This is a genomic window from Microbacterium algihabitans, assembly GCF_032464975.1.
Classification (GTDB): Bacteria; Actinomycetota; Actinomycetes; order Actinomycetales; family Microbacteriaceae; genus Microbacterium; species Microbacterium algihabitans.
This window is the reverse complement of record NZ_JAWDIU010000003.1, coordinates 243037-268811: the sequence shown is the minus strand read 5'-3', so window position 1 is coordinate 268811 and position 25775 is coordinate 243037. Positions and strand designations below refer to the sequence as shown.

Annotated in this window: 24 protein-coding genes; 13 read left to right on the top strand and 11 right to left on the bottom strand. The window is 71.0% G+C overall.

The genetic code is table 11. The features are described 5' to 3' along the window. Window positions 1-160 precede the first annotated feature (160 nt). The gene (locus RWH43_RS10935; protein ID WP_316001492.1) at window positions 161-1150 is read left to right on the top strand and encodes a nucleoside hydrolase; all 990 of its coding nucleotides are present in this window, start codon (window positions 161-163) and stop codon (window positions 1148-1150) included. An 81-nt stretch (window positions 1151-1231) separates the two neighbouring features. On the opposite strand, the gene RWH43_RS10930 is transcribed toward RWH43_RS10935, so the two are convergent. From RWH43_RS10930 to RWH43_RS10920, 3 genes are read right to left on the bottom strand one after another with little or no spacing between them, the layout of a single operon-like run. Further along, window positions 1232-2527, bottom strand: a complete 1296-nt coding sequence (locus RWH43_RS10930; protein WP_316001491.1) for an amidohydrolase family protein — start codon at window positions 2525-2527, stop codon at window positions 1232-1234. Then, window positions 2524-3780, bottom strand: a complete 1257-nt coding sequence (locus RWH43_RS10925; RefSeq protein WP_316001490.1) for an adenosylhomocysteinase — start codon at window positions 3778-3780, stop codon at window positions 2524-2526. Before RWH43_RS10925 ends, RWH43_RS10930 begins: the two co-directional genes overlap by 4 nt. After that, window positions 3777-4541, bottom strand: coding sequence for a VOC family protein (locus tag RWH43_RS10920; RefSeq protein WP_316001489.1), 765 nt, complete (start codon window positions 4539-4541; stop codon window positions 3777-3779). Before RWH43_RS10920 ends, RWH43_RS10925 begins: the two co-directional genes overlap by 4 nt. Before the next feature lie 68 nt (window positions 4542-4609). On the opposite strand from RWH43_RS10920, the gene RWH43_RS10915 reads away from it, so the two are divergent. The 7 genes from RWH43_RS10915 to ccsB all read left to right on the top strand — a co-directional run bounded on the left by RWH43_RS10915 (window position 4610) and on the right by ccsB (window position 10559). Beyond that, complete coding sequence (locus RWH43_RS10915; RefSeq protein WP_144832427.1) at window positions 4610-4999, top strand: DUF6264 family protein; 390 nt, start codon at window positions 4610-4612, stop codon at window positions 4997-4999. 108 nt (window positions 5000-5107) lie between these two features. Beyond that, window positions 5108-5788 carry a DedA family protein gene (locus tag RWH43_RS10910; RefSeq protein ID WP_144833105.1) on the top strand — a complete coding sequence of 227 codons (681 nt, stop codon included), beginning with the start codon at window positions 5108-5110 and terminating at the stop codon, window positions 5786-5788. A gap of 76 nt (window positions 5789-5864) precedes the next feature. Beyond that, entirely contained in the window at window positions 5865-6509 is a 645-nt protein-coding gene (locus RWH43_RS10905; protein ID WP_154097292.1) for a histidine phosphatase family protein, read from the top strand. Continuing rightward, window positions 6509-7114 carry a TlpA family protein disulfide reductase gene (locus tag RWH43_RS10900; protein WP_154097293.1) on the top strand — a complete coding sequence of 202 codons (606 nt, stop codon included), beginning with the start codon at window positions 6509-6511 and terminating at the stop codon, window positions 7112-7114. Before RWH43_RS10905 ends, RWH43_RS10900 begins: the two co-directional genes overlap by 1 nt. After that, window positions 7111-7860: a cytochrome c biogenesis CcdA family protein gene (locus tag RWH43_RS10895; protein ID WP_144832436.1), complete on the top strand. Its 750-nt coding sequence runs from the start codon at window positions 7111-7113 to the stop codon at window positions 7858-7860. The genes RWH43_RS10900 and RWH43_RS10895 overlap by 4 nt, the downstream gene beginning before the upstream one ends. Before the next feature lie 13 nt (window positions 7861-7873). Further along, window positions 7874-9544, top strand: coding sequence for a cytochrome c biogenesis protein ResB (gene resB / locus RWH43_RS10890; protein WP_316001488.1), 1671 nt, complete (start codon window positions 7874-7876; stop codon window positions 9542-9544). A gap of 4 nt (window positions 9545-9548) precedes the next feature. After that, window positions 9549-10559 carry a c-type cytochrome biogenesis protein CcsB gene (gene ccsB, locus RWH43_RS10885; protein WP_316001487.1) on the top strand — a complete coding sequence of 337 codons (1011 nt, stop codon included), beginning with the start codon at window positions 9549-9551 and terminating at the stop codon, window positions 10557-10559. A gap of 513 nt (window positions 10560-11072) precedes the next feature. Here the strand turns inward: ccsB and RWH43_RS10880 are convergent. Continuing rightward, the gene (locus RWH43_RS10880) at window positions 11073-13157 is read right to left on the bottom strand and encodes a YhgE/Pip family protein (protein WP_316001486.1); all 2085 of its coding nucleotides are present in this window, start codon (window positions 13155-13157) and stop codon (window positions 11073-11075) included. After that, window positions 13154-16042 carry an MMPL family transporter gene (locus tag RWH43_RS10875; RefSeq protein WP_316001485.1) on the bottom strand — a complete coding sequence of 963 codons (2889 nt, stop codon included), beginning with the start codon at window positions 16040-16042 and terminating at the stop codon, window positions 13154-13156. Before RWH43_RS10875 ends, RWH43_RS10880 begins: the two co-directional genes overlap by 4 nt. A gap of 118 nt (window positions 16043-16160) precedes the next feature. On the opposite strand from RWH43_RS10875, the gene RWH43_RS10870 reads away from it, so the two are divergent. Continuing rightward, a complete protein-coding gene (locus RWH43_RS10870) occupies window positions 16161-16787 on the top strand; it encodes a TetR/AcrR family transcriptional regulator (RefSeq protein ID WP_144832451.1) in 627 nt (208 codons plus the stop codon). On the opposite strand, the gene RWH43_RS10865 is transcribed toward RWH43_RS10870, so the two are convergent. Further along, window positions 16774-17775, bottom strand: a complete 1002-nt coding sequence (locus tag RWH43_RS10865; protein ID WP_316001484.1) for an o-succinylbenzoate synthase — start codon at window positions 17773-17775, stop codon at window positions 16774-16776. The two genes, RWH43_RS10870 and RWH43_RS10865, sit on opposite strands and share 14 nt — an antisense overlap. Window positions 17776-17791: 16 nt before the next feature. Beyond that, the gene (locus RWH43_RS10860) at window positions 17792-17971 is read right to left on the bottom strand and encodes a hypothetical protein (protein WP_230705029.1); all 180 of its coding nucleotides are present in this window, start codon (window positions 17969-17971) and stop codon (window positions 17792-17794) included. Between the two features lie 93 nt (window positions 17972-18064). On the opposite strand from RWH43_RS10860, the gene RWH43_RS10855 reads away from it, so the two are divergent. After that, window positions 18065-18862 (top strand): LLM class F420-dependent oxidoreductase, encoded by a 798-nt coding sequence (locus RWH43_RS10855; RefSeq protein WP_230705030.1) that lies wholly within the window; start codon window positions 18065-18067, stop codon window positions 18860-18862. A 40-nt stretch (window positions 18863-18902) separates the two neighbouring features. Here the strand turns inward: RWH43_RS10855 and RWH43_RS10850 are convergent, their stop codons facing one another. Beyond that, window positions 18903-19082: a hypothetical protein gene (locus RWH43_RS10850; RefSeq protein WP_144832464.1), complete on the bottom strand. Its 180-nt coding sequence runs from the start codon at window positions 19080-19082 to the stop codon at window positions 18903-18905. Between the two features lie 73 nt (window positions 19083-19155). Then, window positions 19156-20277 carry a Fic family protein gene (locus RWH43_RS10845; protein WP_144832467.1) on the bottom strand — a complete coding sequence of 374 codons (1122 nt, stop codon included), beginning with the start codon at window positions 20275-20277 and terminating at the stop codon, window positions 19156-19158. 188 nt (window positions 20278-20465) lie between these two features. On the opposite strand from RWH43_RS10845, the gene RWH43_RS10840 reads away from it, so the two are divergent. Genes RWH43_RS10840 through RWH43_RS10830 form a run of 3 tightly spaced genes read left to right on the top strand, consistent with a single transcriptional unit; the run spans window position 20466 to window position 23531 of the window. After that, complete coding sequence (locus tag RWH43_RS10840; RefSeq protein ID WP_316001483.1) at window positions 20466-21368, top strand: 1,4-dihydroxy-2-naphthoyl-CoA synthase; 903 nt, start codon at window positions 20466-20468, stop codon at window positions 21366-21368. A gap of 16 nt (window positions 21369-21384) precedes the next feature. Beyond that, a complete protein-coding gene (locus tag RWH43_RS10835) occupies window positions 21385-22545 on the top strand; it encodes an AMP-binding protein (protein WP_316001482.1) in 1161 nt (386 codons plus the stop codon). Between the two features lie 11 nt (window positions 22546-22556). Next, a complete protein-coding gene (locus tag RWH43_RS10830; protein WP_144832476.1) occupies window positions 22557-23531 on the top strand; it encodes a 1,4-dihydroxy-2-naphthoate polyprenyltransferase in 975 nt (324 codons plus the stop codon). A 59-nt stretch (window positions 23532-23590) separates the two neighbouring features. Here the strand turns inward: RWH43_RS10830 and RWH43_RS10825 are convergent, their stop codons facing one another. Both RWH43_RS10825 and RWH43_RS10820 read right to left on the bottom strand, forming a co-directional pair. After that, window positions 23591-25099 (bottom strand): RCC1 domain-containing protein, encoded by a 1509-nt coding sequence (locus RWH43_RS10825; protein ID WP_316001481.1) that lies wholly within the window; start codon window positions 25097-25099, stop codon window positions 23591-23593. Window positions 25100-25371: 272 nt separating this feature from the next. Further along, on the bottom strand, window positions 25372-25689 hold the full coding sequence (locus tag RWH43_RS10820) for a DUF4229 domain-containing protein (RefSeq protein ID WP_144832479.1): 318 nt from the start codon (window positions 25687-25689) through the stop codon (window positions 25372-25374). Between the last annotated feature and the right edge of the window lie 86 nt (window positions 25690-25775).

Here is a 25775-nt window from a genome sequence, read left to right as displayed (position 1 = left end):
ACGTTGGGGGCGTCGTTCGACCTGTGCTGAGGAGGGTGCGGGCCGGTGCCGCCCGCATCACCCCCCACTGTGGAGTGTTGACGTGACGAACAGGGAACAGACGTGTCACGCGATGTAACACCACGCCGTGTCGCCGCCGCCGAGTTGGCAGGGTGAGTGCATGGCATCCGTCCCCTCCTCCGTCCGCCGCGTCGTCGTCGACACCGACACCGGCCTCGACGACGCCCACTCGCTCATGTACCTGCTGGCGCAGCCCGACGTCGAGATCGAGGCGATCACGACGATCTACGGCAACACGCCCGTTGAGGATTCGGCCCGCAACGTCCGCACGGTGCTGCGCCTGGCCGGCCGCGAGGACATTCCGCTGCACCTGGGCGAGGCCGCGCCGCTGGAGGGCGAGGCGTCGATCGCCGACTTCGTGCACGGCACCGACGGGCTGGGCGACCGCTTCGAGCGGGCGGAGCTGCGCGTCGAGGACGAGAGCGCGGTCGACGCCATCGTGCGCATCGCGGCGGAGAGCCCGGGCGAGGTCGACCTGCACCCGCTCGGTCCCCTGACCAACATCGCCCGCGCGCTCGAACGCGACCCCGATCTGTTCCTGAAGTACCGCTCGGTCGTCATCATGGGCGGGGCGGGTCCGTACCCCGCGCCGGGCGGCGCCACGCTGACCGACGCCAACACGGCGAACGATCGCCGCGCCGCCGAGATCGTCTTCGGGGCGCGCAATGCCGGCAACGTCGTCATGGTGGGCGTCAACGTCACGGCGACCGCGATCCTCGACGAGCACGTGCTCGCGGTGCTGCGCGGGAAGGGCACGCCCTGGGCGAGCTTCGCCGGCGAGGTGCTCGACGCCTACAACGACTTCTACCAGTACAAGTGGGGCCGGCGGATCTCGTCCGCCCACGACGGCCTGGCCACGGTCGTGCTGCACCGCCCCGAGATCGTCACGGGCTGGATCGAGGGGCCCGTCGACTACACGCCGTACGGCGGTTCGCTCGCGACCCGCATCGCCCTCACCGCCGACGGACTGCCGCTGGTGTGGGGGACGCCCGAGGGGTCGACCGTCCGCGCGGTGACCTCGTTCGATCGCACGGCGTTCCTGCGCCTGTTCGTCGACGCACTCTCGAGCGGACCGGCTCCGCGCGCCTGACGCCGGCGACGCGGCATCCGGAACCTCCCGTCGGAGCGGATTCCGGATGCCGTGTCGACGGGCATCCTCCGGTCGCGGCGCTCAAACCCGGGCGGTGGCCCGTTCGTGCGCGGCGAGGCCCGCCCAGCGGATCTCTCCGCCGACGACGGTCAGTGACGCCTCGCCCGGACCCGATTCGACGAGCTCGACGAGCGCGTCGCGGGGATCGGTGCTCGACACGCCGAACACCGCCAGGTCGGCCCGCGCGTCGGGACGCAGCACGCCGGTGTCGTCGAGACCCAGGGCGTGCGCGCCGCCCGCGGTGGCCGCGGCGAACACGCGCTCGTGCAGGTCGTCGTCGGCGTAGCCCTGGTCGCGGGCGATGTCGTGGAGCGCGGCGACGTCGTGCCAGATCGACAGGCTCGGCGACGACGACAGCGAGTCGGTGCCGACGGCGATCGCGTTGCCCTCGCGGAGGTAGGCCGCCACGGGCGGCGCGTCGAGGCCGATCACCCGATTGGAGCGCGGGCAGAGCGCGACGCTGACGCCGCGTGTGCGGAGCAGGGCGCGATCGTCGGCGTCGACGTAGATGCCGTGCGCGAGATGGGTCGTCGGACTCAACGCGCCCAGGCCGTCGAGGTAGCGGATGACCCCCGTGCCCACCCCTCCGCCCTGCAGCAGCGCGAACTCGCCGCGGCCGTTGGCGCGCCAGCGCTCGGCGAGGTCGCCGGTGCCCGAGCGCACGTACGCGTCCTCCCACGCCGACTCCGCGGCGTGGATGTGCTGGCGCACGCCGAGCTCGGCGGACAGGCGCGAGAGCTCGCGGATCACCCCGGTGTCGAGGGAGTAGACCGCGTGGGGCGACAGACCCGTCGCGGGCGGCGAGGGGAGCGCCGAGAGCTGGGCCCGTACGCGCTCCTCTCCTCCCTCCGCCCACGTGCGATCGGTGTAGCCGAGGACCTCCCAGAACGCCACGCCGTGCAGACCCGCGTCGTGCACGGCGCTCCCGGCCGCGGCATCCGTCACGATCTCGGCGACCGAGGTCGTCCCCGAACGCAGAGCGAGGGCCGCACCGGCGGCAGCCGAGGCGCTCCAGTCGCGGGGCAGGGGGTACAGCGCCATGAAGGCGCTCATCCACGACTCGAAGCCGGCGTGCTGGGCACTGCCGACCTCGGCCATGTCGGTGTACTGCAGGTGCGTGTGGGCGTTGACGAGCCCCGGGGTGAGGGCGCCGCGGTGCTCGTGGACGCGGGTCGCCGCCGAGTCGAGCGCGGCCAGCACCTCGTCGGCGGTGCCCACCGCGACGATGCGGCCCCCGGCCACGGCCACCGCCCCGTCGACGAGAGCAGGGCGCCCGGCCGAGAGGACGACCGGCGCCCGGTGGACCTCGACGCTCACTCGTCGCCGTCCTCGGGGTTCCACGCCGCGAGGAACGCCGTCTGCGCCGCCGAGGGCACGTCGAGGGCGCCCCCGAAAGAGCCGAGCGCGATCGCCGCCACCTCGTCGTCGGCCGCGCGCGGCAGGTCGTGCACGCCCGGGGCGAGATCGGGGGTGACCAAAAGGTGCGCGACCGAGGCGAGCTGCACGCCGAACGACAGGTCCATGATCTCGACCGGGTTGCCCTCGGCCGCGCTGACGTTGAGGCAGTTGCCGTCGTCGAGCACGCGCACCCGGGTGCCGCTCGGCATCCGCAGCACCGACACCGCGGCGTCGCGCGAGATCTCGACGGCCCCCGCGGCGCGAGCGGCGTCGAGCGCGATCTCCTGCCCCACGCCGCCGCCGACGGCGACGATCGCCCCGTCGGGCAGCGCGTCGAGATGGGCGACGTCGATCGTGTGCCGGATGCCGGTGGCCGAGATGACGATGTCGGCGCGGCGCACGGCCTCGGTGAGCGGGCGCACCTCGTACCCCGCGAACGCCGCCTGCAGGGCCGCCACCGCGTCGGTCTCGGTCACCACGACGCGCGCGCCGAGGGCCGCGCAGTGCTGCGCGATCCCCGTGCCGACGCGCCCGTAGCCGACCACGACGACCGTGGCCCCGCGCAGCGATCGGTCGGCCACGTCGGCGACGGCGAACACGACCGACTGGCCGGTCCCGTGCATGTTGTCGAACAGCGACTTCGAGCGGGCGTCGTTCGCGGCGACGACCGGGATGCGCAGCGCGCCGTCGGCCTGCATGCGGCGCAGCGGCCGGACCCCCGAGGTGGTCTGCTCGGTCGCTCCGCGCATCTCGGCGACCACGTCGGGACGCTCGAGGTGGGCGAGGCGGATGGTCGAGGCGCCGTCGTCGACGATCACCTGCGGCCGGTGATCGATCAGGGCGAGGGCGTTCGCCCGGTCATCGGCGCGCTCGGCGTCGGCCCGGGCGTACACGGGGAGACCCGCGTGCGCGAGGGCGGCGGCGACGGCGTCGTCGGTGTTGCGGCCCGCGGAGGTGACGGTCACCTCGGCGCCGGCCTCGGCGAGGGCGAGCGCGACGGTGGCGGTCTTCGGCTCGAGCACGTCGGACACCCCGATCCGGATGCCGGCGACCGTCCCCTCGCTCGCGAGACGTGCGGCGAGGGCCGAGGTGACGGGCATGTGCGCGCGCGCCCACTCGATGCGGTCGAGGCCCGCACGCCACAGCGAGGCGTCGGCGATGCGGCCGGTCACGGGGTCACCGCCCGGGCGTAGACGCCGCGGGGATCGTCGGGGCCGCCGTCGACGACCAGAGCCGCGATCAGCGCGTCGAGGATGCGCCGCTGCGCGCTCGTGGGCGCGGCGCCGTCGACGGGCAGGGGAGAGGGCATCTCGACGAGCGATCCTTTCGAGGTCGTGCGCACGAAGGGGCGCGGCGAGGGAGCGGGGGAGGCGTCGGCCGGCCGCGGTGAGGCGTCGGCCACGAGCTCCGCGACGTCGTCGATGCCGAGGGCGTCGTATCCGACGCCGGTGAGGATCGCGGAGTGGGTGGAGCCCGACGTCGCCGCCGCCACGTCCTCGACGCGCACGCCGTCGAGAGTCGCGGTCAGCCGCTCCACGGGGTCGTCCGTGGAGCGCACGACGCTCGCGCCGAGGCGGCGGAGAAGCGCCGTCAACGCGGTGGCGAGGGAGGAGTCGCCGACGATGCGGACCGTGCTGCCGGCGAGGGTGAGGTTCGTGCGGGCCGAGAGGGCCAGCACCACCTGCTCCGCGCGGAGACGGCTGTACACGACGTCGAACACGCGCGACGAGAGCGGATCGACCGCGTTCTCGTCGTACGCGACCTCGAGGCCCAGCTCATCGCGCAGGGCGGAGCGCCAGCCCGGGGAGAGCGCGGGAAGGCAGCCGCCGTACGAGAGGGGGCGGGCGGAGGGGGAGGGCGCCGCGAGCAGGCGGCGGGTGGCGGGCAGAGCGTCGGCGAGCCCGTGGGGTGGAGCGGGATGAGTGGACGACACGGCTCGAACGTAGGGCGCGAACCCGGTTCGGCGCGAATTCACGACGCCGCGTCCCTAAGATGTCGCTCGTGACGTACTCGCTCCCCCCGGAGTCGTTCCGCACGCTGAGCCCCGAACCGCGGCCCCGCGCGGGACGACCGTGGGACGTCGCCATCACGATCGCGCTGCTGGTGCTGCTGCCCCTGCTGGCGCTCGGTGCCTCCTACGCGGGGGTGCTGCTCGCCTTCGCCTCCGATGCCTGCAGCGGCGCCGCCTGCGACACCGACCTCATGAACGCCGGGTTCTGGATCGCCGTGGTCTCGCCGTGGGTCGTCCTCCTCATCGGCGTGATCGTCGCGATCATCCGCCTCGTGCGCCATCGCCTCGCCTTCTGGGTGCCGCTGGTGGCGGCCGTGGCCATGGTCGCCGTGTGGTTCGTCGCCGCCGCCCTCGTCGGCGCCGGGGTCTCGGCATCCTGAACCGCTCGGGGGCAACCCCCAGGAACGCGCGGTGACGGGCCCGTAGCCTTGCACTGGGCGCCCGCACGGGCGGCCGATCACCGAGCGCGAAGGCACCCGATGACCGACATGACCCTCACCCTGACCCCCGTCAGATCGACCTCCGGCTCGCCCGAGGGTCAGTCGTGGCTCACCTCGCTGGCCGACTGGACCGTCTCGCTGATGGAGGTCATCGGCCCGGTCGGTGCCGGCGTGGCGATCGCGCTCGAGAACCTCTTCCCCCCGCTGCCCAGCGAGGTCGTGCTCCCGATGGCGGGCCTGACGGCCAGCCGCGGATCGTTCACGCTCTTCGAGGCGCTGCTGTGGACCACTCTCGGCTCGGTCGTCGGCGCGTTCATGCTCTACGGTCTCGGTCGCTGGCTCGGCGCCGCGCGCCTGCGGGCGTTCGCGGCCAAGATGCCGCTGCTGCACCCCGAAGACGTCGACCGCACCGTCGCGTGGTTCGAGCGGCACGGCGGCAAGGCGGTCTTCTTCGGGCGCATGATCCCGATCTTCCGCAGCCTCATCTCGATCCCCGCGGGCGTGGCCAAGATGCCGATGTGGCGCTTCGGCCTGCTCACCGGCGCGGGCAGCCTGGTCTGGAACACGATCTTCGTGCTGGCGGGTTACCTGCTGGGCGAGAACTGGCACATCGTCGAGGAGTACGCCTCGATCCTGCAGTACGTCGTCATCGCCGCCGTCGGCATCGGCGTCGCGTGGTTCCTGTACTCGCGAGTGCGCTCGCTCCTGGCGGCCCGGAAAGACGCCTGAACGGGGTTATCTCCACGTCGAGGCAACCGGCATCCGGACTCAGTCAGACCACAGAACCCGCCCGTAGACTGGGCTCGTGCCCGCCGACCGCCTCCATCTCGTGCGCCACGGAGAGGTTCACAACCCCCGTCGCGTGCTCTACGGTCGGCTCCCCGGCTTCGGCCTGAGCGTCGACGGGCGCCGGATGGCCCGCCAGGCCGCGGAGTACGTGCACGGCCTCGAGCGGCCCGTGTCGGCTCTCGTCGTCTCGCCCCTGCAGCGCACCCGCGAGTCGGCGGAGCCCTTCGTCGAGCTGTTCGGCATCGAGCCGTTCATCGACGATCGGGTCATCGAGCCCACGAACGTGTTCGAGGGGCGGCGCATGAAGCAGGCGCTCGCGAACCCGCTCAACTGGCGGCACCTGAGCCGCCCCGCCGTGCCGAGCTGGGGTGAGCCCTACGAGAACATCGTGGCGCGCATGACCGCCGCCATGGCCGACGCGTGGGAGCGGGTCGACGGCGGTGACGTCGTCGTGGTCTCGCACCAGCTGCCCATCTGGGTCACGCACCTCGCCCTGTCCCACCAGCCCACCCGCCACGACCCCCGCAAGCGCCGCTGCGCGCTGTCGAGCGTGACGAGCTTCGAACGGCGAGACGGCGCCGACGGCTCGAAGCGCTGGGTCGAGGTGGCGTACGCCGAGCCGGCCGCAACGGCCGGAGCCGTCGACGTAGGAGCAGTTTGATGCGCCGAATCCGCACCGCCGCCGGAGCCCTCGCCGCCGCGGCGGCCCTGATCGTGGGGCTGTCCGCCTGCACCGCCGACCCGCTGGCCGACCAGTACCGCGCGGGCGACAACAAGGGCTACATCGCCGCCAACGGGTTCCAGACCACCGAGATCGCGCCCGAGAACCGCACCGACCCGATCTCGTTCGAGGGCACCCTCGACAACGGATCCGCGGTGTCGAGCTCCGACTTCGCCGGCAAGGTGCTCGTGGTCAACTTCTGGTACGCCACGTGCGGCCCGTGCATCATCGAGGCCCCGCGCCTCGAGCAGGCCTACCAGACGTTCCAGGGTCAGGACGTGTCGTTCCTCGGCATCAACACCTACGACCAGCCCGCCACCGCGCTGTCGTTCGCGCGCGATCACGGGGTGTCGTACTCGAGCGCCATGGCCGTCGGCGACGCCCAGCTCAAGCTCGCGTTCAACAAGGCGACCCCGCTGAACGCCACCCCCACGACGCTCGTGCTCGACAAGCAGGGCCGCGTCGCCGCGCGCATCGTCGGCGAACTGCCCGAGGCCTCGATCCTCGAGGCGATCGTGCGCACGCTGGTCGCGGAGAACGCGTGAACCCGGGCGCCCTCGTCTTCGACGGAGCCCTCTGGGTGGCCGTACCCATCGCGCTCGCCGCGGGTCTCATCTCGTTCCTGTCCCCTTGCGTGCTGCCGCTCGTGCCGGGCTACCTCGGCTACATCGGCGGTGCCGTCGCGCCGCGCGGTTCGTCGGCATCCGCCCCCGGTCGCGGGCGACTGCTCGGCGGAACCCTGCTGTTCATCGCCGGCTTCACCGTCGTCTTCATGGCCATCAACGTGCTGGGCGGCACGCTCGGACGCTTCTTCATCGAGTACGCCGACATCATCACGCGCGTGATGGGCGTCGTCATCATCCTCATGGGCCTCGTGTTCATCGGCCTGTTCGGCCTCGCGCAGAGGTCGGTGCGCATGCAGTCGCGCGCGAACCTCGGGCTGATCGGCGCCCCGCTGCTGGGCATCGCCCTCGGCATCGGGTGGACGCCCTGCATCGGCCCGACGCTGACCGCGATCCTGTCGGTGTCGTACAACCTCGGCGACCCCGGGCGCGCGGCGCTGCTCGGCCTCGCGTACTCGCTGGGTCTCGGCATCCCGTTCGTCCTCCTGGCCCTCGGCCTCGGGTGGGCGACGAAGTCGGTGTCGTTCGTGCGCAAACACATCCGCGTCGTCAACCTGATCGGCGGATCTCTGCTCATCGTGCTCGGTCTGCTGATGGTGACCGGCCTCTGGGGTCAGTGGATGTCCGTGTTGCAGGGGGTGATCGGCAGTGTCCAGCTCCCGCTCTGATCGAGGGAACACCATGACCGACCCGCTGCGTCCGTCCGACCACGCCGACGGCGACGGCGAGGAGATCACCCAGCCGCGCCTCGGTGCCGTCGGATGGCTGCGCTGGGGATGGCGCCAGCTGACCAGCATGCGCACCGCGCTGGTGCTGCTGCTCCTGCTCGCGATCGCCGCCGTCCCCGGCTCGCTCGTGCCGCAGCGCACCGCCGACCCGAACGGCGTCACGCAGTACTTCACCGACAACCCCGACCTCGCGCCGGTGCTCGACAAGCTCAGCCTGTTCGACGTGTACAGCTCGCCGTGGTTCTCGGCCATCTACCTGCTGCTATTCATTTCGCTGATCGGCTGCGTGCTGCCGCGCACCAAGCACCACTGGAAGGCGCTGCGCTCGCAGCCCCCGCGCACGCCCGCCCGCCTGTCGCGCCTCGACGACCACCGCGAGCGTTCGTTCTCGGTGGAGGGAGATGCGGATGCCGCGGCGGCAGCCGCCGTCGAGAGCGCCGCCGCGCAGCTGCGCAAGAGCGGCTACCGCGTCGCGCGCTACGACGGTCGGGGCACCTTCTCGGTGTCGGCCGAGCGCGGATACCTGCGTGAGACCGGGAACCTCGTCTTCCACGCCGCCCTCGTGGGCGTGCTCGTGGCCGTCGGCGTCGGCGGCGGATTCACCTACACGGGCCAGCGCGTGCTCGTCGAGGGCCAGGCGTTCGCCAACAGCCTGCTCGACTACTCCTCGTTCAACCCGGGCCGCTTCGTCGGCGGCGACACCCTGACGCCCTACTCGCTCACGCTCGACAAGTTCGACGTCAGCTACGTGCCGCCCGGCCAGCCCGGCTCGGGCCAGGCCGGCGACTTCATCGCCCACGTGACCACCCAGGCCCCCGGGCAAGACGCGCAGGACGGCGAGGTGCGCGTCAACCACCCGCTCGACGTGCAGGGCGACCGCGTCTACCTGCTCGGCAACGGCTACGCGCCGACCGTGACCATCCGCGACGCCGACGGCAAAGAGGTCTTCCACGACTCGATCGCCTTCCTGCCGCAGGACGCCAACATGACCTCGCTCGGCGTCATCAAGGTCGCCGACGGCCTGCCGCAACAGCTCGGTCTGCTCGGGTTCTTCTACCCGACGATGGACGTGCTCGACTCCGGAGCGCTGACCTCCACCTATGGCGGCCTCGAGTACCCGACGCTGACGCTGCGCGTGTACGAGGGCGACCTCGGCATCGACGACGGCACCCCGCGCTCGGTGTACACCCTCGACCCCTCGAAGATGACCCAGATCGCCGGCGGCGACAGCGGCACCCCGGCGCTGCAGCTCATGCCCGGCCAGACCGAAGACCTGCCCAACGGCCTCGGCACCATCACGTTCGAGAACGAGGCCCCCGCGGGCGCCACGGGCTACGAGCAGTCGGTCAAGCGCTTCGCCTCGCTGTCGATCCACCGCGACCTCGCCGGTCCCTGGGTGCTCGGCTTCGCGCTGCTCGCGCTGTTCGGACTGCTCGCGGCGCTGTTCGTGCCGCGCCGGCGCATGTGGGTCAAGGCGACCCCGAAGGGCGACACCGTGCTCGTCGAGTACGCCGGCCTCGCGCGCGGTGAAGACCCGACGCTGGCCTCCGCCGTCGACCAGCTCGCAGACAAGCACGGCGCCGTTGTTTCTTCGACCCACCCCGACACCGGAAAAGTAGACTGACACCATGACCGGAACCGACCCGCTTCTCCTCGATGAGATCTCCCTCCTCCTGGTGTGGACGGCGGTCACCATCTACGTGCTGGCGTTCATCGCCTACGCCATCGACCTCGCTCGGCGCAGCGACCTCGCGCTCAAGGCGAAAGACGAGGTCGTGGCTCGCGAGCTCGTGACCGCGGGCGGCGGAGGAGTCATCTCCGCATCGGCCGGGTCATCGGCATCCGCCCCCGCTCCGTCCAAGCCGCGGTACCTCTGGGCGCGACTGGGGACGGTGCTGACGGCGCTCGGCTTCGTGTTCCACCTGGTCGCGACCGTGCTGCGCGGCATCGCCGCCGAGCGCGTGCCGTGGTCGAACATGTACGAGTTCGCCATGACGGGCCTGCTGCTGATCATCGCGGTGTACCTGGCCGTGCTGACCCGCTACGACCTGCGCTTCCTCGGCTCGTTGATGACCGGCCTGGCCGTGCTGCTGCTCGGTGGAGCGACCCTGGCGTTCCACGTCGACGTCGTGCCCCTCGCCGACCCGCTGAAGTCGGTGTGGCTCGTCGTGCACGTGTTCGTCGCGAGCCTCGCGACCGCCCTGTTCGCCCTCGCGTTCGGGTTGTCGGTCGTGCAGCTCATCCAGACCCGTCGGGAGCGCAAGCTCGTCGACGCCCCGGTGGATGCCGAGCCGAAGCGCAGCTTCTTGCGCACCGTGCCGAACGCCGAGGCGCTCGAGTCGCTGGCCTACCGCTTCGCGATCGTCGGCTTCATCTTCTGGACCTTCACTCTCATCGCCGGATCCATCTGGGCCAACGACGCGTGGGGTCGCTTCTGGGGCTTCGACACCAAGGAAGTCTGGACCTTCGTCATCTGGGTGCTCTACGCCGGATACATCCACGCCCGCGCGACCCGCGGCTGGCGCGGCACGCGCTCGGCGTGGTTGTCGATCATCGGCTTCACCGCGGTGCTGTTCAACTTCACGATCGTCAACGTCTTCTTCAAGGGCCTGCACGCGTACAGCGGCCTGACGACCTGACGCGCGGCCTTCGTGCTCGAGGGCCCGTCCGGCATCGCGCCGGGCGGGCCCTCTCGCGTGTGCGGGGCGTCTCGCGTGTGCGGAGTGTTGCGCGTGTGCGGGGTGTTGCGCGGCGCGGGTCGAGCGCGGGTGCCGGGCTCACCACCTGTTGAGCGTCCTAAACACGCCGCATCTCGTCACACGTTGCGGCGTTTCCTGGACACTCAACGAGCGCTCCGCTGGAGCGCCGGGCTCCCCGACTGTTGAGTGTCCGAAACACGCCGCATCTCGTCGTGCGTCGGTGGCGACCCACAGCCGCCCGGCGAATCCGCGCCGTGTGGAGGAGCCGTCTGAGTCCCGCAGACCCCCCACTGAGTGTCCAGGACATGCCGTGTCCACAGATCGCATGCGGCGTGTTTTGGACGCTCAACAGGCTTTCCGGCGCGGCATCCCTGCGCCGCACGCGCGACGCGAGGCGACTCGACGTGAGCCCGGCGCGGCGCGACGCGCCGGGCGGCCCGCGCCGCGCCGAGATCAGACCGGCTGGGCGGCGGCGCGGGTCGTCGTCGTGCGGCGGCGCACCACCACCAGCGTGGTCACCAGCAGCGACAGCACTGCCCACACCACGAATCCGGCCACGCCCGCGGCCACGCCGCCCGACGACGACAGGGCGCCGAGCATCGCGTCGTAGGCGGGGGCGGTGGGCAGCAGCGAGGCGGCGGCGGCCAGGGCCGGCGGCACGGTCGAGACGATGCTCGCCCCGAGCGCGAGGGCGCCGATGACGGCGGCGATCCAACGGCCCGCTCCGCCGAAGAGGGCGACGAGGGCCTGGTGCACAGCGGCGAACGCGATGCCTGCGGCGACGCAGACGAGGGCGAACAGCGCCCAGTCGCCCCAGTCGTACTTCGCCGCGATCTGCACGACGCCGGCGACCAGCAGGCCCTGCACCGCGCCGACGAGCGCGGCGGGCGCGAACCCGCGCAGGGCGACCAGCGCCGAGGGGCGACGGCTGGTCAGCGCGCGTGCCGACACGGCCTGGAACGCCACGAACGACGCCAGCCCGCCGAACCACAGCACGGCCATGGCCAGCAGCGGGACCGCGGCGAGGCCGAACAGCGAGTCGCTGGCCCCGGTCGCCGAGACGGGATCGGCCACGACGTCGGCGAGGTTCGTCGCTTGGGCGTCGGTGTAGGTCGGCAGCTGCGCGACGGCCTTGTCGAGACCGTCGGCGAGCGAGCCCGTTCCGGTCGCGACCTGGCGCACGCCGTCGGTGAGCTGGGCGGCTCCGGTCTCGGCGCCGGAGATCCCGGATGCCACCTGCGAGGCGCCCGAGCTGAGGGCGGCCGCTCCGGTGCCGAGCTGTCGCGTGCCGTCGGCGATCTTCGTCGCCCCGGCGGAGAGGCCGTCGATGCCGCCCGCGATGGTGGTGAGTCCGGATGCCGCTTCGCGCGCTCCTCCGGCGAGGCCGGTCGCGCCGTCGGCGAGCTGCTGGTTGGCGGCGGCGATCGCGCGGATGCCGGCGGGCAGCTGAGACGCTTGACCGGCGAGGTCGCCGATCTTCGTGACCGTCTCGGTGGCCTGGGGGAGCGCCTTCTTCGCCTCGGCGGCGGCGGTGCGCAGGGCCTGGCACTGCTCGGGTGTGCCGGTGCACTCCTCGGCGGCCTTCTGCAGGGCGGCGGCGGCGTCGACGAGCGCCTGGTTGACCTGCGGCGCGGCCTTCGACAGCGCGGCGGCGTCGTCGGCGAAGCCGGGTGGGATCTGGTCGGCGAGGCCGTTGATCTGCGTCGCGAGCTGCTGGTTGCCCGCGGCGATGCCGTCGGCTCCGCTCGCTAGCTTGTCGACTCCGGCGGCGGCATCGCGCGTTCCGCCGGCGAGGGCGGTGGCTCCCGTGGCGAGCTGGCCGGCACCGTCGGCGAGGGGCCCGGTGCCCGCGGCGAGCTGGCCGGCGCCGTCGGCGAGCTGCGAGGCTCCGCTCGAGAGTTGCCCGAGGCCGTCGCGCAGGCTCCCCGCGCCGGTGGCGGCCTGCGAGGCGCCGTCGGCGAGCTGGTGTGCTCCGCTCGCCGCCGTGCCGAGCTGGTCGCTGAGGCTGGTGAAGCCGAGGAACACGTTCTTGAGGTACTGCGACGACAGCGTGCTGCCGAAGACGGAGGAGGCGGTGGATGCCAGTTGCGCAGTGATCGCGCCGTCGACCACGCGGGCGTCGGGCGCCGTCTGCACGCCGATGGTCGCCTTCTCGGGCGTCTCTCCGGGGCGGGTCGAGAGCGAGGCGGCGGTGAAGTTCTCGGGGATCGTGACGACGGCGGTGTAGGTGCCGTCGGCCAGGCCCGCGGCCGCGTCGTCGCCGTTCGAGATGACCCAGTCGATGTTGCTCGGCTGGTCGTCGGCGCCCTTGACCAGGCCGCCGGTGAGCTGGCGCCCGAGGGGGACCAGCTGCCCGTTGAGCTCGACGGCCTTGTCGTCGTTGACGATCGCGGCCGTGATGTTCTCGAGGCGGTCGGTGGGGTTGTAGAGGGCGCCGACCAGGATGCCGCCGATCACCGCGGGCAGCAGGAGCACGCCGATGAGGGTCAGCCAGGTGACGGGGCGGCGCGAGCGGGAGCGCTCGACGGGGAGAGTCATGCGAACACCTCGGAGAGATCGGCGAAGGTTTCGGGTTCGGGGCGGGGGCGGCGCGGCGTCGCGAGGGGGAGCGACGTCACGTCGGGCCGCTGGGCGGCGGACAGCAGGGCGAGGGCCCGCCGTTCGTCGCGGGCCGAGACGATGAGCGTGAACGGGGAGTCGTCGTCGCCGCTGCGCTCGCGGGCCTCGGTCGCGGCGAGGCGCAGCACCTCGGCGACGTCGTCGCGGGTGTCGTCGTCGAGCCGGTCGACGTCGGAGATCACGACGATGCGGGTTCCGCGGGCGACGGCCTCGGCGACGTCGGAGCGCGCCGTGATCGGGTCGTCGAGCAGGGCGACGCCGACGCGGGCGCGCACGGCTCCCGCTCGCTCGGGCACGAGGAGCCCGTCGACGCGCAGGCGCCCCTCGATCTTCGACAGACGCCCGGCCAAGGTCAGCAGCAGCGTGCGGGTGGTGCGCGTCTCGCCGGTGACCAGCAGCGTGCCGCCGTACGGCAGTCGCACCGCGACGTCGCGGAACACCGGCTCCTCGGCATCCGTCGCCACGATCGTCTGCAAGTCTTCGGCCGCGATCGCGACCGGCGCGCCCGACGGCCAGTCGGCCAGGTGCACCTCGCGCTCGACGGCTTCGCCCTCGACGTCGAGCTTGGGCAGGATCCGGTCGAGCCAGCGCGGCATCCACCAGGCCTTCGCGCCGAGCAGGGCGAGGATCGCGGGCACGAGGGTCATGCGCACGAGGAACGCGTCGACCGCGACGCCGACGGCGAGGCCCAGCGCGATGGGCTTGAGGCTCGAGTCGCCCTCGGGCACGAACGCGACGAAGACCGCGAACATGATCACGGCGGCAGCCACGACCACGCGGGCCGAGCCCACGAAACCGCTGCGGACGGCACCGAGCGCGACCTCACGGGGGGTGCGACCCTCGCGCTTGGCGTGCACGTAGTCCTCGCGCATGCGCGAGACGAGGAACACCTGGTAGTCCATCGCGAGGCCGAACAGCACGCCCATCACGACGATGGGCATGAAGCTGATGATGGGTCCGACCTTGGCCACGTGCAGGGCATCGGCGAACCAGCCCCACTCGAACACCGCGGCGACGACGCCGAACGAGGCGGCGACCGACAGCAGGTATCCGCCGGCGGCGGTCAGCGGCACCCAGATCGAGCGGAACACGATCATCAGCAGCACGAGCGACAGCCCCACCACGAACAGCCCGAACGGCAGCAGGGCGGCGCCGAGCTGGTCGGAGATATCGATGGTGACGGCGGTGTAGCCGGTGACGAGCAGGTGCACGCCGAACTCGTCGTACAGGCGGGGCTCGGCCGCGCGCAGCTCGCGCACGAGGTCGGCGGTGCGCGGGTCGTCGGGCGCGGTCTCGGGCACGATCTGCACGATGCCGGTGTCGGCGGTGGCGTTCGGGGTGGCGAGGGCCACCTCGGCGACGCCCGGGATCTTGGCGATCTCGTCGCCGATGTCCTTCATCAGGGTGAGCGGGTCGTCGGAGGTGACGATCGTGCCGGTCATGATGAGCGGACCGTTGGCGCCGGGGCCGAAGTACTCGTCGGTCAGCTCGTAGGCGACGCGCGCCTCGTCGCCCTTCGGCAGCTGTCCGGCGTTGGGGAGCGTGAGGGCGAGCGAGGCCGCCGGGATGGCGGTGACGCCCAGCAGGCCGACGACGGCGACGGTGGTGATGACCGGATGCCGGGTGACAAGGCCGACCCAGCGCTTGGCGGGCCCGTTGCGCTGGGCGCGCACGGCCGCCGTGGAGGCGCGGCGCAGGCTCTCGGCGGCGGCCTCTTCCGCAGCCGCGGCGTCGTCTTCGGCGGAGGCCGTGCGCGAACGCTTCTTCTGCTTCTTGTAGCCCCAGCCGACGACGCGGTGTCCGGCGAAGCCGAGGAACGCGGGCGTGAGCGTGAGGCCGACGCACACGGCGATCGCGACGGCGACCGAGGCGGCGATGCCCATCGTGGTGAGGAAGGGGATGCCGGCGAAGCCCAGGCCGATGAGGGCGATGAGCACCGTGATGCCGGCGAAGACGACCGCGGAGCCGGCGGTGCCGACCGCGCGGGCGGTGGATTCCTCGGGGTCCATGCCGGCCCGTGTCTGATCTTGATGTCGAGAGACGATGAACAGCGCGTAGTCGATGCCGACCGCCAGGCCCAGCATCACCGCCAGCAGCGGAGTCGTCGACGACACGGTCGCGAAGCCGGTCGCGATGAAGATGAGTCCGATCGAGAGCGCCACGCCCAGGATCGCGGTGGCCAGCGGCATCCCGGCCACGAGGAACGAGCGGAACGTCACCATGAGTACGAGGGCGGCGATGACCACGCCGAGCGCCTCGGTGATCGAGGCGCCGGGGATCTCGGTAGCGAACAGCTGCCCACCGAGCACGGCCTGCGAGCCGCTGGGCAGGGCGTCGCCGAGAGCGGTGGCGGCCTCGCGCAGTCCGTCTTCGGTCGCCGGGGGGACCGCCGTCGCCTCGCCCGAGAACTGGATGCGCACGATCGCGGCGCGGTCGTCGTCGGAGATGCCGCCCGAGATCTGGGAGTCATAGGGGTCGGTGACGGCCTCGACGAAGTCGAGGTCGGAGATGTCGCCCGTCGTCTTCTGGATGGCGCTCCGGTACTCGGGGTCGGTCACCTTCGCGCCGTCGGCCGAGACGACGATGATCTCGGCGCTCGCGCCGCTGACCTGGGGGAAGGTGCGTCCGAGCATCTCGAGGCCGGCCTGCGACTCGGTGCCGGGGATGGTGAAGGTGTTGTCGGTGCCCTTCGCGAGCAGGGCGACGCCGCCGCCGGCGAGCACGAGGATGAGCAACCAGGCGCTCAGCACGCGCCAGGGGTGACGGAACGACCAGCGACCCAGGGTGTACAGGAATGTCGACACGGCGGCTCCCACGATCGGTGAACGGGTCGATACATCACCGTATCGGATACATCAATGTATCGTAGTCGTCGGGGGAAGGCTCGAAGCTGAATCTCCCCCCAGAAACAGGAGGACGCGGATGACCGACACCGCCCCCGCGCCGTCACGCCGTCGCGAGAACACGCGCACGCGCCTGATGGACGCCGCCGCCGAGATGTTCGCCGAGATCGGCATCGAGGCCGCATCGGTCGAGGCCATCTGCGAGCGCGCCGGATTCACGCGCGGAGCCTTCTACTCGAACTTCGGCTCGAAGGAGGAGCTGTTCCTCGCCCTCTGCGCCCGGTCGGCCGAGACCACCGTCGCCGCCGTGCGCGAGCGGGTCACCTCGATCGAGGATCGGGGGCTGGATGCCACGGGAGAGGTGTTGCAGCTCGTGCAGCAGGTGCTCGAGGTGACCGGCGACGACCGGCTCGACGTGCTGCTGGGCGCGGAGATCCGCGTGCAGGCACTGCGCAACCCCGAGTTCGCCGAGGCCTACCTCGCCCTCAACCGGGCCCTGGGCGAGAGCGTCACCCAATTGGTCACCGACATCGCGCAGGTGCGCGGGCTGTCGCTGCGGGTCTCGGCCGAGACGGCGACCGAGCTACTGCTGTCGGCGTGGGTGTCGACGGCCGAGACGGCGCTGATGACGCGTCAGACTCCCGCGGCCACGCGCGCCGCCCTCGGCGCCCGGCTCGAACAGCTCGTGCGCCTCATCCTCGAGTGACCTCGAGCAGCGCGTAGCAGCGACGCAGGCGCTCGATCCACCAGTCGCGGCGATCGTCTGCCGCGGCGACCCGGTCGAGCTCGGCGCCGGTCGGTCGCGGTCGCTCGAGCGACAGGAATCCGCCCGCGGCGCGCAGCGGAGACGCCACCACGTCGGCGGTGAAGAGCGAGGCGGTCGCGAGACCGCAGTCGTAGTCGAGCTCGGGCAGCGATGCCGCGAGCGCGACCCCCATCGACAGGCCGATCGAGGTGTCGAGGGCGCTCGAGACGACCACCGGAAGCCCCGCCTGCGCCACGATCTCGCGCGCGGCGTGCACTCCGCCCAGCGGCTGCGCCTTGACGACCAGCAGATCGGCTGCGCCCGAGCGCGCGACCCGCAGGGGGTCGGCCGCCTTGCGCACGCTCTCGTCGGCGGCGATCGGGATGTCGAGGTAGGCAATGCGCTCGCGCAGCTGCGCGAGCTCGTCGACCTCGGTGCAGGGCTGTTCCACGTACTCGAGGTCGAACTCCGCGAGCGCGTGCACCGCGCGCTCGGCCTCGTCGACGGTCCACGCCGCGTTCGCATCGACCCGCACGCGGCCCTCGGGGCCCAGCGCCTCGCGCACCGCACGCACCCGTGCGACGTCATCGGCGAGGTGCTGACCGGGCTCGGCGACCTTGACCTTGACCGTGCGGCATCCGTCGAACCTCGCGAGGATCCGCGCGACCTCGGATGCCGCGACGGCGGGCATCGTGGCGTTCACCCCGACCGCGTCGCGCACGGGTGCCGGCGATGCGCGCCATCCGTAGTCGATCGCCCCCGCCAGCCAGGTCGCGGCCTCGGCGTCGGCGTACTCGACGAAGGGCGAGAACTCCGTCCAGCCCTCGGGACCCTCGAAGACGAGGGCTTCGCGCGTCTCGACTCCGCGGAACCGCGCGGCCAGGGGGAGGGCGACGACCCGCGCCGTCGCGAGGACGTCGGCGAGAGGGGGGAGGGCGACGGTGCTCATGCCCTCATCCTGCCGCTCAGCGCGGTCCGCCGCCGCCGAACCCGCCGAACCAGAACGTCTGACGTTCAACCGTGTACGAGGACAGGTCGGGGGTCGACTCGAGCGACTCCTTCGCGGCCTCCGACTGCTCGTGCGTGCGTCGCGGGCCGAACAGGTAATCGCGCACTCGCGCGAGCCTCGACATCTTCTTCGTCATGATGACTCCGATCGTCTGGCCTCTCCACGGTACGTGCCTCGGCGCGGGGAATCCACCCGCCCCGGTGTCGGAGGGCGGGCATAGGCTGACGCCATGCTCTTCGATACCCCCGTCCGGCTCGGTGTGCAGATCCAGCCGCAGCACGTGCAGTACTCCGACATCCGCGACGCCGTCTTCCGTCTCGAAGAGATGGGCGTCGACGTCCTGTTCAACTGGGACCATTTCTTCCCGCTCTACGGAGACCCCGACGGCGAGCACTTCGAGGCGTGGACGATGCTGTCGGCCTGGGCCGAGCAGACCGAGCGCGTCGAGTTCGGCGCCCTCGTCAACTGCAACAGCTACCGCAACGCCGACCTGCAGGCCGACATGGCCCGTACCGTCGACCACATCAGCAAGAAGGGCGGCGACACCGGCCGCTTCATCTTCGGTACGGGTTCGGGCTGGTTCCAGCGCGACTACGACGAGTACGGCTACGACTTCGGCACGGCCGGTTCCAGGCTGAACGCGCTCGCCGCCGACCTCGACCGTGTCGTCGACCGCTGGGGCAAGCTCAACCCCGCCCCCACCCGCAAGATCCCCGTGATGATCGGCGGCAAGGGCGAGCAGAAGACGCTGCGCATGGTCGCGCGTCACGCCGACATTTGGCACAGCTTCGTCACTCCCGACGAGCTGCCGCACAAGTTCGAGGTCATCGAGCGCTGGGCCGAGACCGAGCAGCGCGACCTGTCGGGCCTGGTCGTCTCGAACGAGCTCAAGGACCGCGACGAAGACGTGGCCGACGCCCTCTTCGACGCCGGGACCCGCCTTTTCACGCTCGGCTTCTCGGGCCCCGAGTGGGACTACTCGCTCGTCGAGCGCTGGCTGCGCTGGCGCGACAGCAAGAACGCGTGAGCGATGCGGCGCCCCGATCTCCTCGGGGCGCCGCAGCGGCTCACGGTTTGAACTGCGCGCCGCCGGACGTGCCCGTCCAGGTCTTCGCGGCTTCGCCGGCGTAGTACGCGGTCTCGCTCTGGTGGTTCATCGAGCGGCGTGCGTCTTCGGACTGGTCATGCGAGGGCGCTCCGACGAAGTATTCGCGGATGCGGCCCAGGATCGACACCTTCTTCGTCATGCTGACTCCGATCGTCGGGGTCGTCCAGGTTACCGACGGCGGACGGACACGTCGAGCACAACGTGCCTCGGCGTCAGTCGTCGGCGAGCATTCGGGGGAGGTATCCCAATACATCGAGCCGACGGATGAGCCGAAGAGCGATGGGGCCTCGAGCCAAGGACAGTCTGTAGAAGCGCGGGCCCTCCTCCGCTTGCTGGAGAAAGTGTCGTTCCCGTAGTCCTCGTATGAACCGTGAGCGATATGAGGGAGAGCCCGGGACGACGTCTTCCAGATCACCCGACTTGATGACGCCCCGTTCCAGCGCGATGCGCAGCGCATCATGCTCCTGGCTCGATACCAACCCGTCCCGTCGGAGACCATCGAGAGCCGGGGCGACGACCTGATCGATGACGAACGCATGCTGTTGCAAGTCCACGAGCCTCGCGATGTCATCGCGGATGCCCGTGACGAAGTACTCCGCCCACGCGATCGTGCCGACGTCCGAGAGGTCGTCGGCGGCCTCGAGCGCCGAGATGTACGAGTCCCGGTCGTTCCCGAACACCGCGGTCGGATTGAGCGCGCTGTAACCCCGCGTCGCGAAGACGGTCTTGCGCAGCATCGCGTAGGTGAAGAGGCGTGAGACGCGCCCGTTCCCGTTGCGGAAAGGGTGAATCCACACGAAGCGGTGGTGGGCGATGGCGATCTGGAGCATCTGCTCGTGCAGCGGACGATCCTCGTTGGCGAAGTCGAGGAGGGCGCTCATCTCCGCGTGAACCGTGACCCAGCTGGGAGGCCTGTGGTCCGACTCGACGATCCCGACCTCGACATCGCGGTACGCGCCGGGAGTGGGGTCGCCCTCACGGACGAGATCAGCAACGACGCGCTGGTGGAGTTCCCGCACGAGGGCGTGGGTCAGTGGAGTGTGCGCGTCGAGCTCATCGATGAAGCGCACCGCCGCGGCGATGTTCGTGATCTCGCGCTGGGGATCCGACTGAGAGTCGGTCCGTTCAATGGCCTCGTAGACGGTGGTGTGATTACCCTCGATACGAGCCGACACCACGCTCATCACAAAATCGAAGAGGCGGTGCAGCTCGACGTACGTGTCGTAAGGCGTGTCGCCCGTTCCGATGTCCGCGCGCAGTCTCTCGATCTCGAACAGCGTCGCGACGAGATCGGAGCCGAAATCGAGTCTCGGGATGGTGTACTTGCCTGGCACGCTGCTCCTGTTTGCGGTAGCGGAGAGAACTATTTGCGTCTCGAAGACAAAATGGGCCGTATCTAAGTGAAATTCTCGCGTTACTACCTTCGCACAATTTGCATGCGAGCTGCAAAGAACTTGCTCGGGACGCCGCGCTCGAGTTGCGTGCCGCCGGTGCGTGGAACGCCCGCGCGTAGGCTGAACGGGTGACCGTCTCCGAGCTCTTCGACCCCGCGGAATGGACCTTGGCGCCCGGCGCCGAGGACTACACCGACATCACCGCCCACGTCACGCACGACGGCCGGGTCGCGCGCATCGCTTTCGATCGACCCGAGGTGCGCAACGCCTTCCGCCCGCACACGGTCGACGAGCTGTACCGCGCCCTCGACATCGCGCGGCAGGACCACCGCATCGGCGTCGTGCTGCTCACCGGCAACGGCCCGAGTCCGAAAGACGGCGGCTGGGCGTTCTGCTCCGGCGGCGACCAGCGCATCCGCGGTCGCGACGGCTACAAGTACTCCACCGACGAGACCACGGTGCACGATCCGGGTCGCGCGGGTCGCCTGCACATCCTCGAGGTGCAGCGGTTGATCCGCTTCATGCCGAAGGTCGTCATCGCCGTCGTCCCGGGCTGGGCGGCCGGCGGCGGGCACTCGCTCAACGTCGTGTGCGACCTGTCGATCGCGAGCGCCGAGCACGGTCGTTTCAAGCAGACGGATGCCGATGTCGGCTCGTTCGACGCCGGCTACGGCTCGGCCTACTTCGCGCGGCAGATCGGCCAGAAGTTCGCCCGTGAGATCTTCTTCCTCGCCGAGGAGTACTCGGCCGAGCGCGCGTACGAGATGGGCGCGGTCAACCGCGTCGTGCCGCACGCCGAGCTCGAGCGCGAAGCCCTCTCGATGTCGCGCACGATCCTGACGAAGTCGCCCACCGCGATCCGCATGCTGAAGTACGCCTTCAACGCGGTCGACGACGGACTCGTGGGCCAGCAGCTGTTCGCCGGAGAAGCCACGCGCCTGGCGTACGGCACCGACGAAGCGGCCGAGGGGCGTGACTCGTTCCTCGAGAAGCGCGACCCCGACTGGTCCGACGTGCCGTGGCACTACTGAGCACCGGGTCGCACGCGTGAGGCTCGAGCCGCCGGCATCCGGGGATCCCCGCGACGTGCTCCGCGCGCTGCGCTCAGCCGTGCTCGGCGCAGGTCCCGCCGTTGCCCTCGGGGGAGACGCGGCGCCGCGCGAAGCCCCCGCGGGCACGGCCGCGGTGGTGACCACGTCGGGTTCGACGGGCGTGCCGAAGTCGGTGGTGATTTCGCGCAACGCCCTGATCAGCAGCGCGTACGCCACGGCCGCGCGCCTCGGCGAGGGGGCCTGGCTGCTCGCGGTGCCGGCGAACTACGTCGCGGGGGTGCAGGTGATCGTGCGCGCGCTGCTCGCCGATCGCGAGCCCGCCGTGGTGGCGGGGCCCTTCCGCGCCGAGCCGTTCGCGGCGGCGGCCCTCGGCATGGCCTCGCACCTCGACGGTGCGCGGGTTCCGACCTACACCTCACTCGTCCCCGCCCAACTGCAGCGGTTGCTCGACGCCGCCGAGCATGACGACACGGTCGCCCAGGCGCTGCGGTCGTTCGAGGCGATCCTCATCGGTGGCCAGGCGCTCGCCCCCGCGGTGCGGGAGCGCGCCGCAGAGGTCGGGGCGCGGATCGTGCGCACCTACGGCTCGAGCGAGACCAGCGGCGGGTGCGTCTACGACGGCGTCCCGCTCGACGGCGTCGGCATGCGCATCGTCGCGGGCGAGGTGCAGTTGTCGGGCCCCACGCTCGCCGATGGCTATCTCGACGACCCGGCGCGCACGGCCTCCGTCTTCCCCGTCGAGGCCGACGGCACCCGCTGGTACCGCACCGGCGACGGGGGAGAGATCGTCGACGGGGTGCTGCAGGTGACGGGACGCCTCGACAACGTCATCGTCTCGGGCGGGGTCAACGTGTCGCTCGATCGCGTGGAGGCCGCGGTGCGCGGCATCCGGGGTCTCGAATCCGCCGTGGTGGTTCCGATCCCGGATGCCACCTGGGGCCAGGGATCCGCCGTGGTGATCCCCGGGCTCTCCGTCGTCGACGAGAGCGAGGTGCTCGAACGCGTGCGCCGGGCGGTCGGCGAGGCGGTGGGCGCGCCGGCTCGTCCGGCACGGGTCATCGCGGTCGACGAACTGCCGACTCTCACCTCCGGAAAGCCCGACCGTGCGGCCCTGCGGCGACTGGCCGAGACCGGCGCGACCGGCGCGCGGGATTAGGATGACCCTCCGTGGCAGCTCCCTCTCGTAAGCGTTCGAACACCGCCAAGAAGCGTCATCCCGGCGGCAATCCGCAGAAGCCGAAGAGCGGCGCTCCGCAGGCCGTCGCCAAAGCGACCGCGCGCGACTGGATCGCCGCCGCTCGCCTGCGCACGTTGCCGCTGGCCATCACCCCGGTGCTGATCGGGACGGGCGCTGCGACGCTGGTCGACGATCAGCTGCATTGGGTGATCGCCCTCGCGTGCCTCGCCGTCGCCTTCGCGCTGCAGATCGGCGTCAACTACGCCAACGACTACTCCGACGGCATCCGCGGCACCGACGACGTGCGCGTGGGCCCGGGACGCCTGACCGGGGGCAAGAAGGCGAAACCGCGGACGGTGCTCGTCGTCGCGCTGGGGTTCTTCGCGCTCGCCGCGGTCATCGGTCTCGCCCTCGTGATCCGCACGGGTCAGTGGTGGCTCATCCTCGTCGGAGCGCTGTGCATCGTCGCGGCGTGGTTCTACACCGGCGGAAAGCGCCCCTACGGCTACAACGCGATGGGCGAGATCTTCGTCTTCGTCTTCTTCGGCCTGGTTGCCACCCTCGGCACGACCTGGCTGCAGGTGCTGTCGCTCCCGCAGGAGGCCTGGTTCGGGGCGGTGGCCGCGGGACTCCTCGCCTGCGCGGTGCTGCTCGCCAACAACCTGCGCGACATCGACCAGGATCGCCTCGCGGGAAAGCGCACGCTGTCGGTGCTCATCGGGCGCCGCGCGACGCAGGTGCTCTTCACGCTGTTCGTGCTGATTCCGTTCGGGATCGCGGTGTTTCTCGCCGTGTTCTACCCGGTCGCGTGGCTCACGCTCATCGCGCTGTTGGGCGGACTTGCGGCGATCCTCATCGTCTGGACCTACCGGACCCCGCGCGAGCTGATCACCGCGCTGCAGGTCACGAGCTTCACCTCGGTCGCGTACGGCGCTCTGCTGTTCTGGGCGTTCGTGGCGGGCTGAAGAGGGCACCGAAACGGGCCGCGGAGCGGAAGCTCACGCGGCCCGTTTCGACGCCGTCCTCAGCTCGTGCCGGTGATGAGATACATCGTGCGCGCGCTCTTGCCGTTATCGGCGAACCCCGTGACCGTAACGCCGGAGGGGATTGTCGTGAGTGCTGTCGGAGTGCTCCGGGAAGTGGTCGTCCCGTCACCCAATTGGCCGTTGTTGTTGTTCCCCCACGTGCGGACGCTTCCGTCGTTCATGAGCGCATAACCGGCATCGCAGTTGAGGGAGACGCGGGATACCCCCGAGGTCAGCTCGGGAACTCCCTGGAACGTGAGACTCGGCCCGGAGCGCGCGTTGTACGTTCCCGCGCCGGTGCTTCGAAGTGAGCCGTCCGCTTGGGCGGCGAATGAGCAGAAGAAGCCGCCGGCGAAGAGGGTGGCACTCGTCGTCAGCCCCTGAGCCGATACGGGACCTTCTCGGTCCGTCGTGGAGCCGTCGGCGAGCTGTCCATTCCGGTTCCATCCCCACGTTCGTACCGACCCGTCGGAGAGCACCGCTCCTCCGTGGACGCCACCCGCGCCGATACTCTTCACGCCCGACGTCAGTCCGGTCACCTGCGTCGGCGTCCAGGGGTTGTTCGATCCTGCGTCCGTCCCCGTCATACCGTTCGTGTTGGTGCCCCACGCCTTGACCGAGCCGTCGCTGAGAAGAGCGAAGGACGCCGCAGGGTACTGCGCCTGAAGGCCGGGCGCGACGGCGATCTGCGTGACTCCCGACAGCCCCGACACCTGAACGGGCCGCGACACGTCGACGGGCCCTCCGTTACGACTGATCTTTCCCCAGTTCCACACGGTGCCATCCGACTGCAGGGCGACCACCGTCTGCTGCCCTGCAGCGATCTGGGTCACGCTGGAGAGACCGGAGATCTGTGCCCATGTGGACCGGTTCGTCGTCGTCCCGTCGCCGAGCTGGCCGTACTGGTTCGATCCCTTCGCCCACACGGTGCCGTTCTGCAGAAGAGCGAGGGCGAAGAACGTGCTCCCCTCGGTGCTGAGGTCGATGCCGCTGGTCATCGTCACGATCGGCGAGGGGAAGACCAGCTCGATCTGCGTGGGGGTCGAGGTGTGGTTCTGCCCGAAGACCAGGGCGTTCGCACCCAGCACCGTAGGGGTCGCCGACTGGCTGGCCCCGTTCACCGTCGCGGTGATCGTCGTTGTCGACCCGGGAGAAGCCCAACGCTTGTTCAGGTCGAAGGAGGTCGTGGCTGTGCCGGAGGAGTCCGTCGTCGTGGTCGTCGGCGAGAACACCGCGCCGGAAGGGCCGGCGAACGACACGGTCTGACTCGCCACCGGCGCACCCGAGTCATTCGCGACGGTCACCGTCACGGTCGTGGCCCCTGCGGCGGGCACGCAATTGTTCGGCACGGAGATCGACGTCAGACGTGCCCCGGACACCGCGAATGCGGGCGAGGCTGTCGTCAGCGCGACGGCAGGCACCGCCCACGCTGCGGTGGTCAGGACGGTACGCCGTGCGATGTCGCCGCGCGACGAAGACGGTGCTGCGGTCGTGTCGGTTTCGAGCATGAGGATCCATTCCGGCGGGAAAGTCGCCGACCGGGAATGATCGGCGGCGCCGCGTCGGGCGCATGTGTGCATTCGATCATCGACGAATGCGGCCTCTCCTGCCGGCACCGCGGGCGTGCCGGGGAGCTCGCACCCGACTCGCTTGATTCGACGCGGCTCGGAAGGCCCGGTCAGGACCCGCATGCTCATCGGAGCATTCACCCGCAGGATCGCCCGCGGTTGACCGCCGGGCCAGCGCCCTGCTGTTCTGGGCGTTCGTGGCGGGCTGAAGCTCAGCGGAGGTCGGCGCGAGGCTCGTCGTCGGGGCGGGCCGCGTCGACGACCGCGTCCTCGGCGTCGGCGTCGCTCTCGGCTCCGGAGCGGCGGCCCGTGGCGGTGCGCTGGGCGCGACGCTCAGCGAGACCCCCGGTGACCTTGTCGAGCGGGCGGCGCAGGAACAGCAGCGACAGGCTGAAGCCGATCAGGGCGGCGAAGATCGCCGCGAGCCACGGCAGTTCCTGGAACACCGGGAACAGCAGCAGGATGCCGAGGGGCACGAGGAATGCGAGGAGTCGCAGGACCGTGTAGACGAGGGCCGAACGAGCACGCATCCTCCGATTCTACGGCGGAGGGTCGGCGCCCGAGTCCGGGTGGTTCGACGGTGAAGTGGACCGCCGACTCCGGGCCGCTGTCCAGC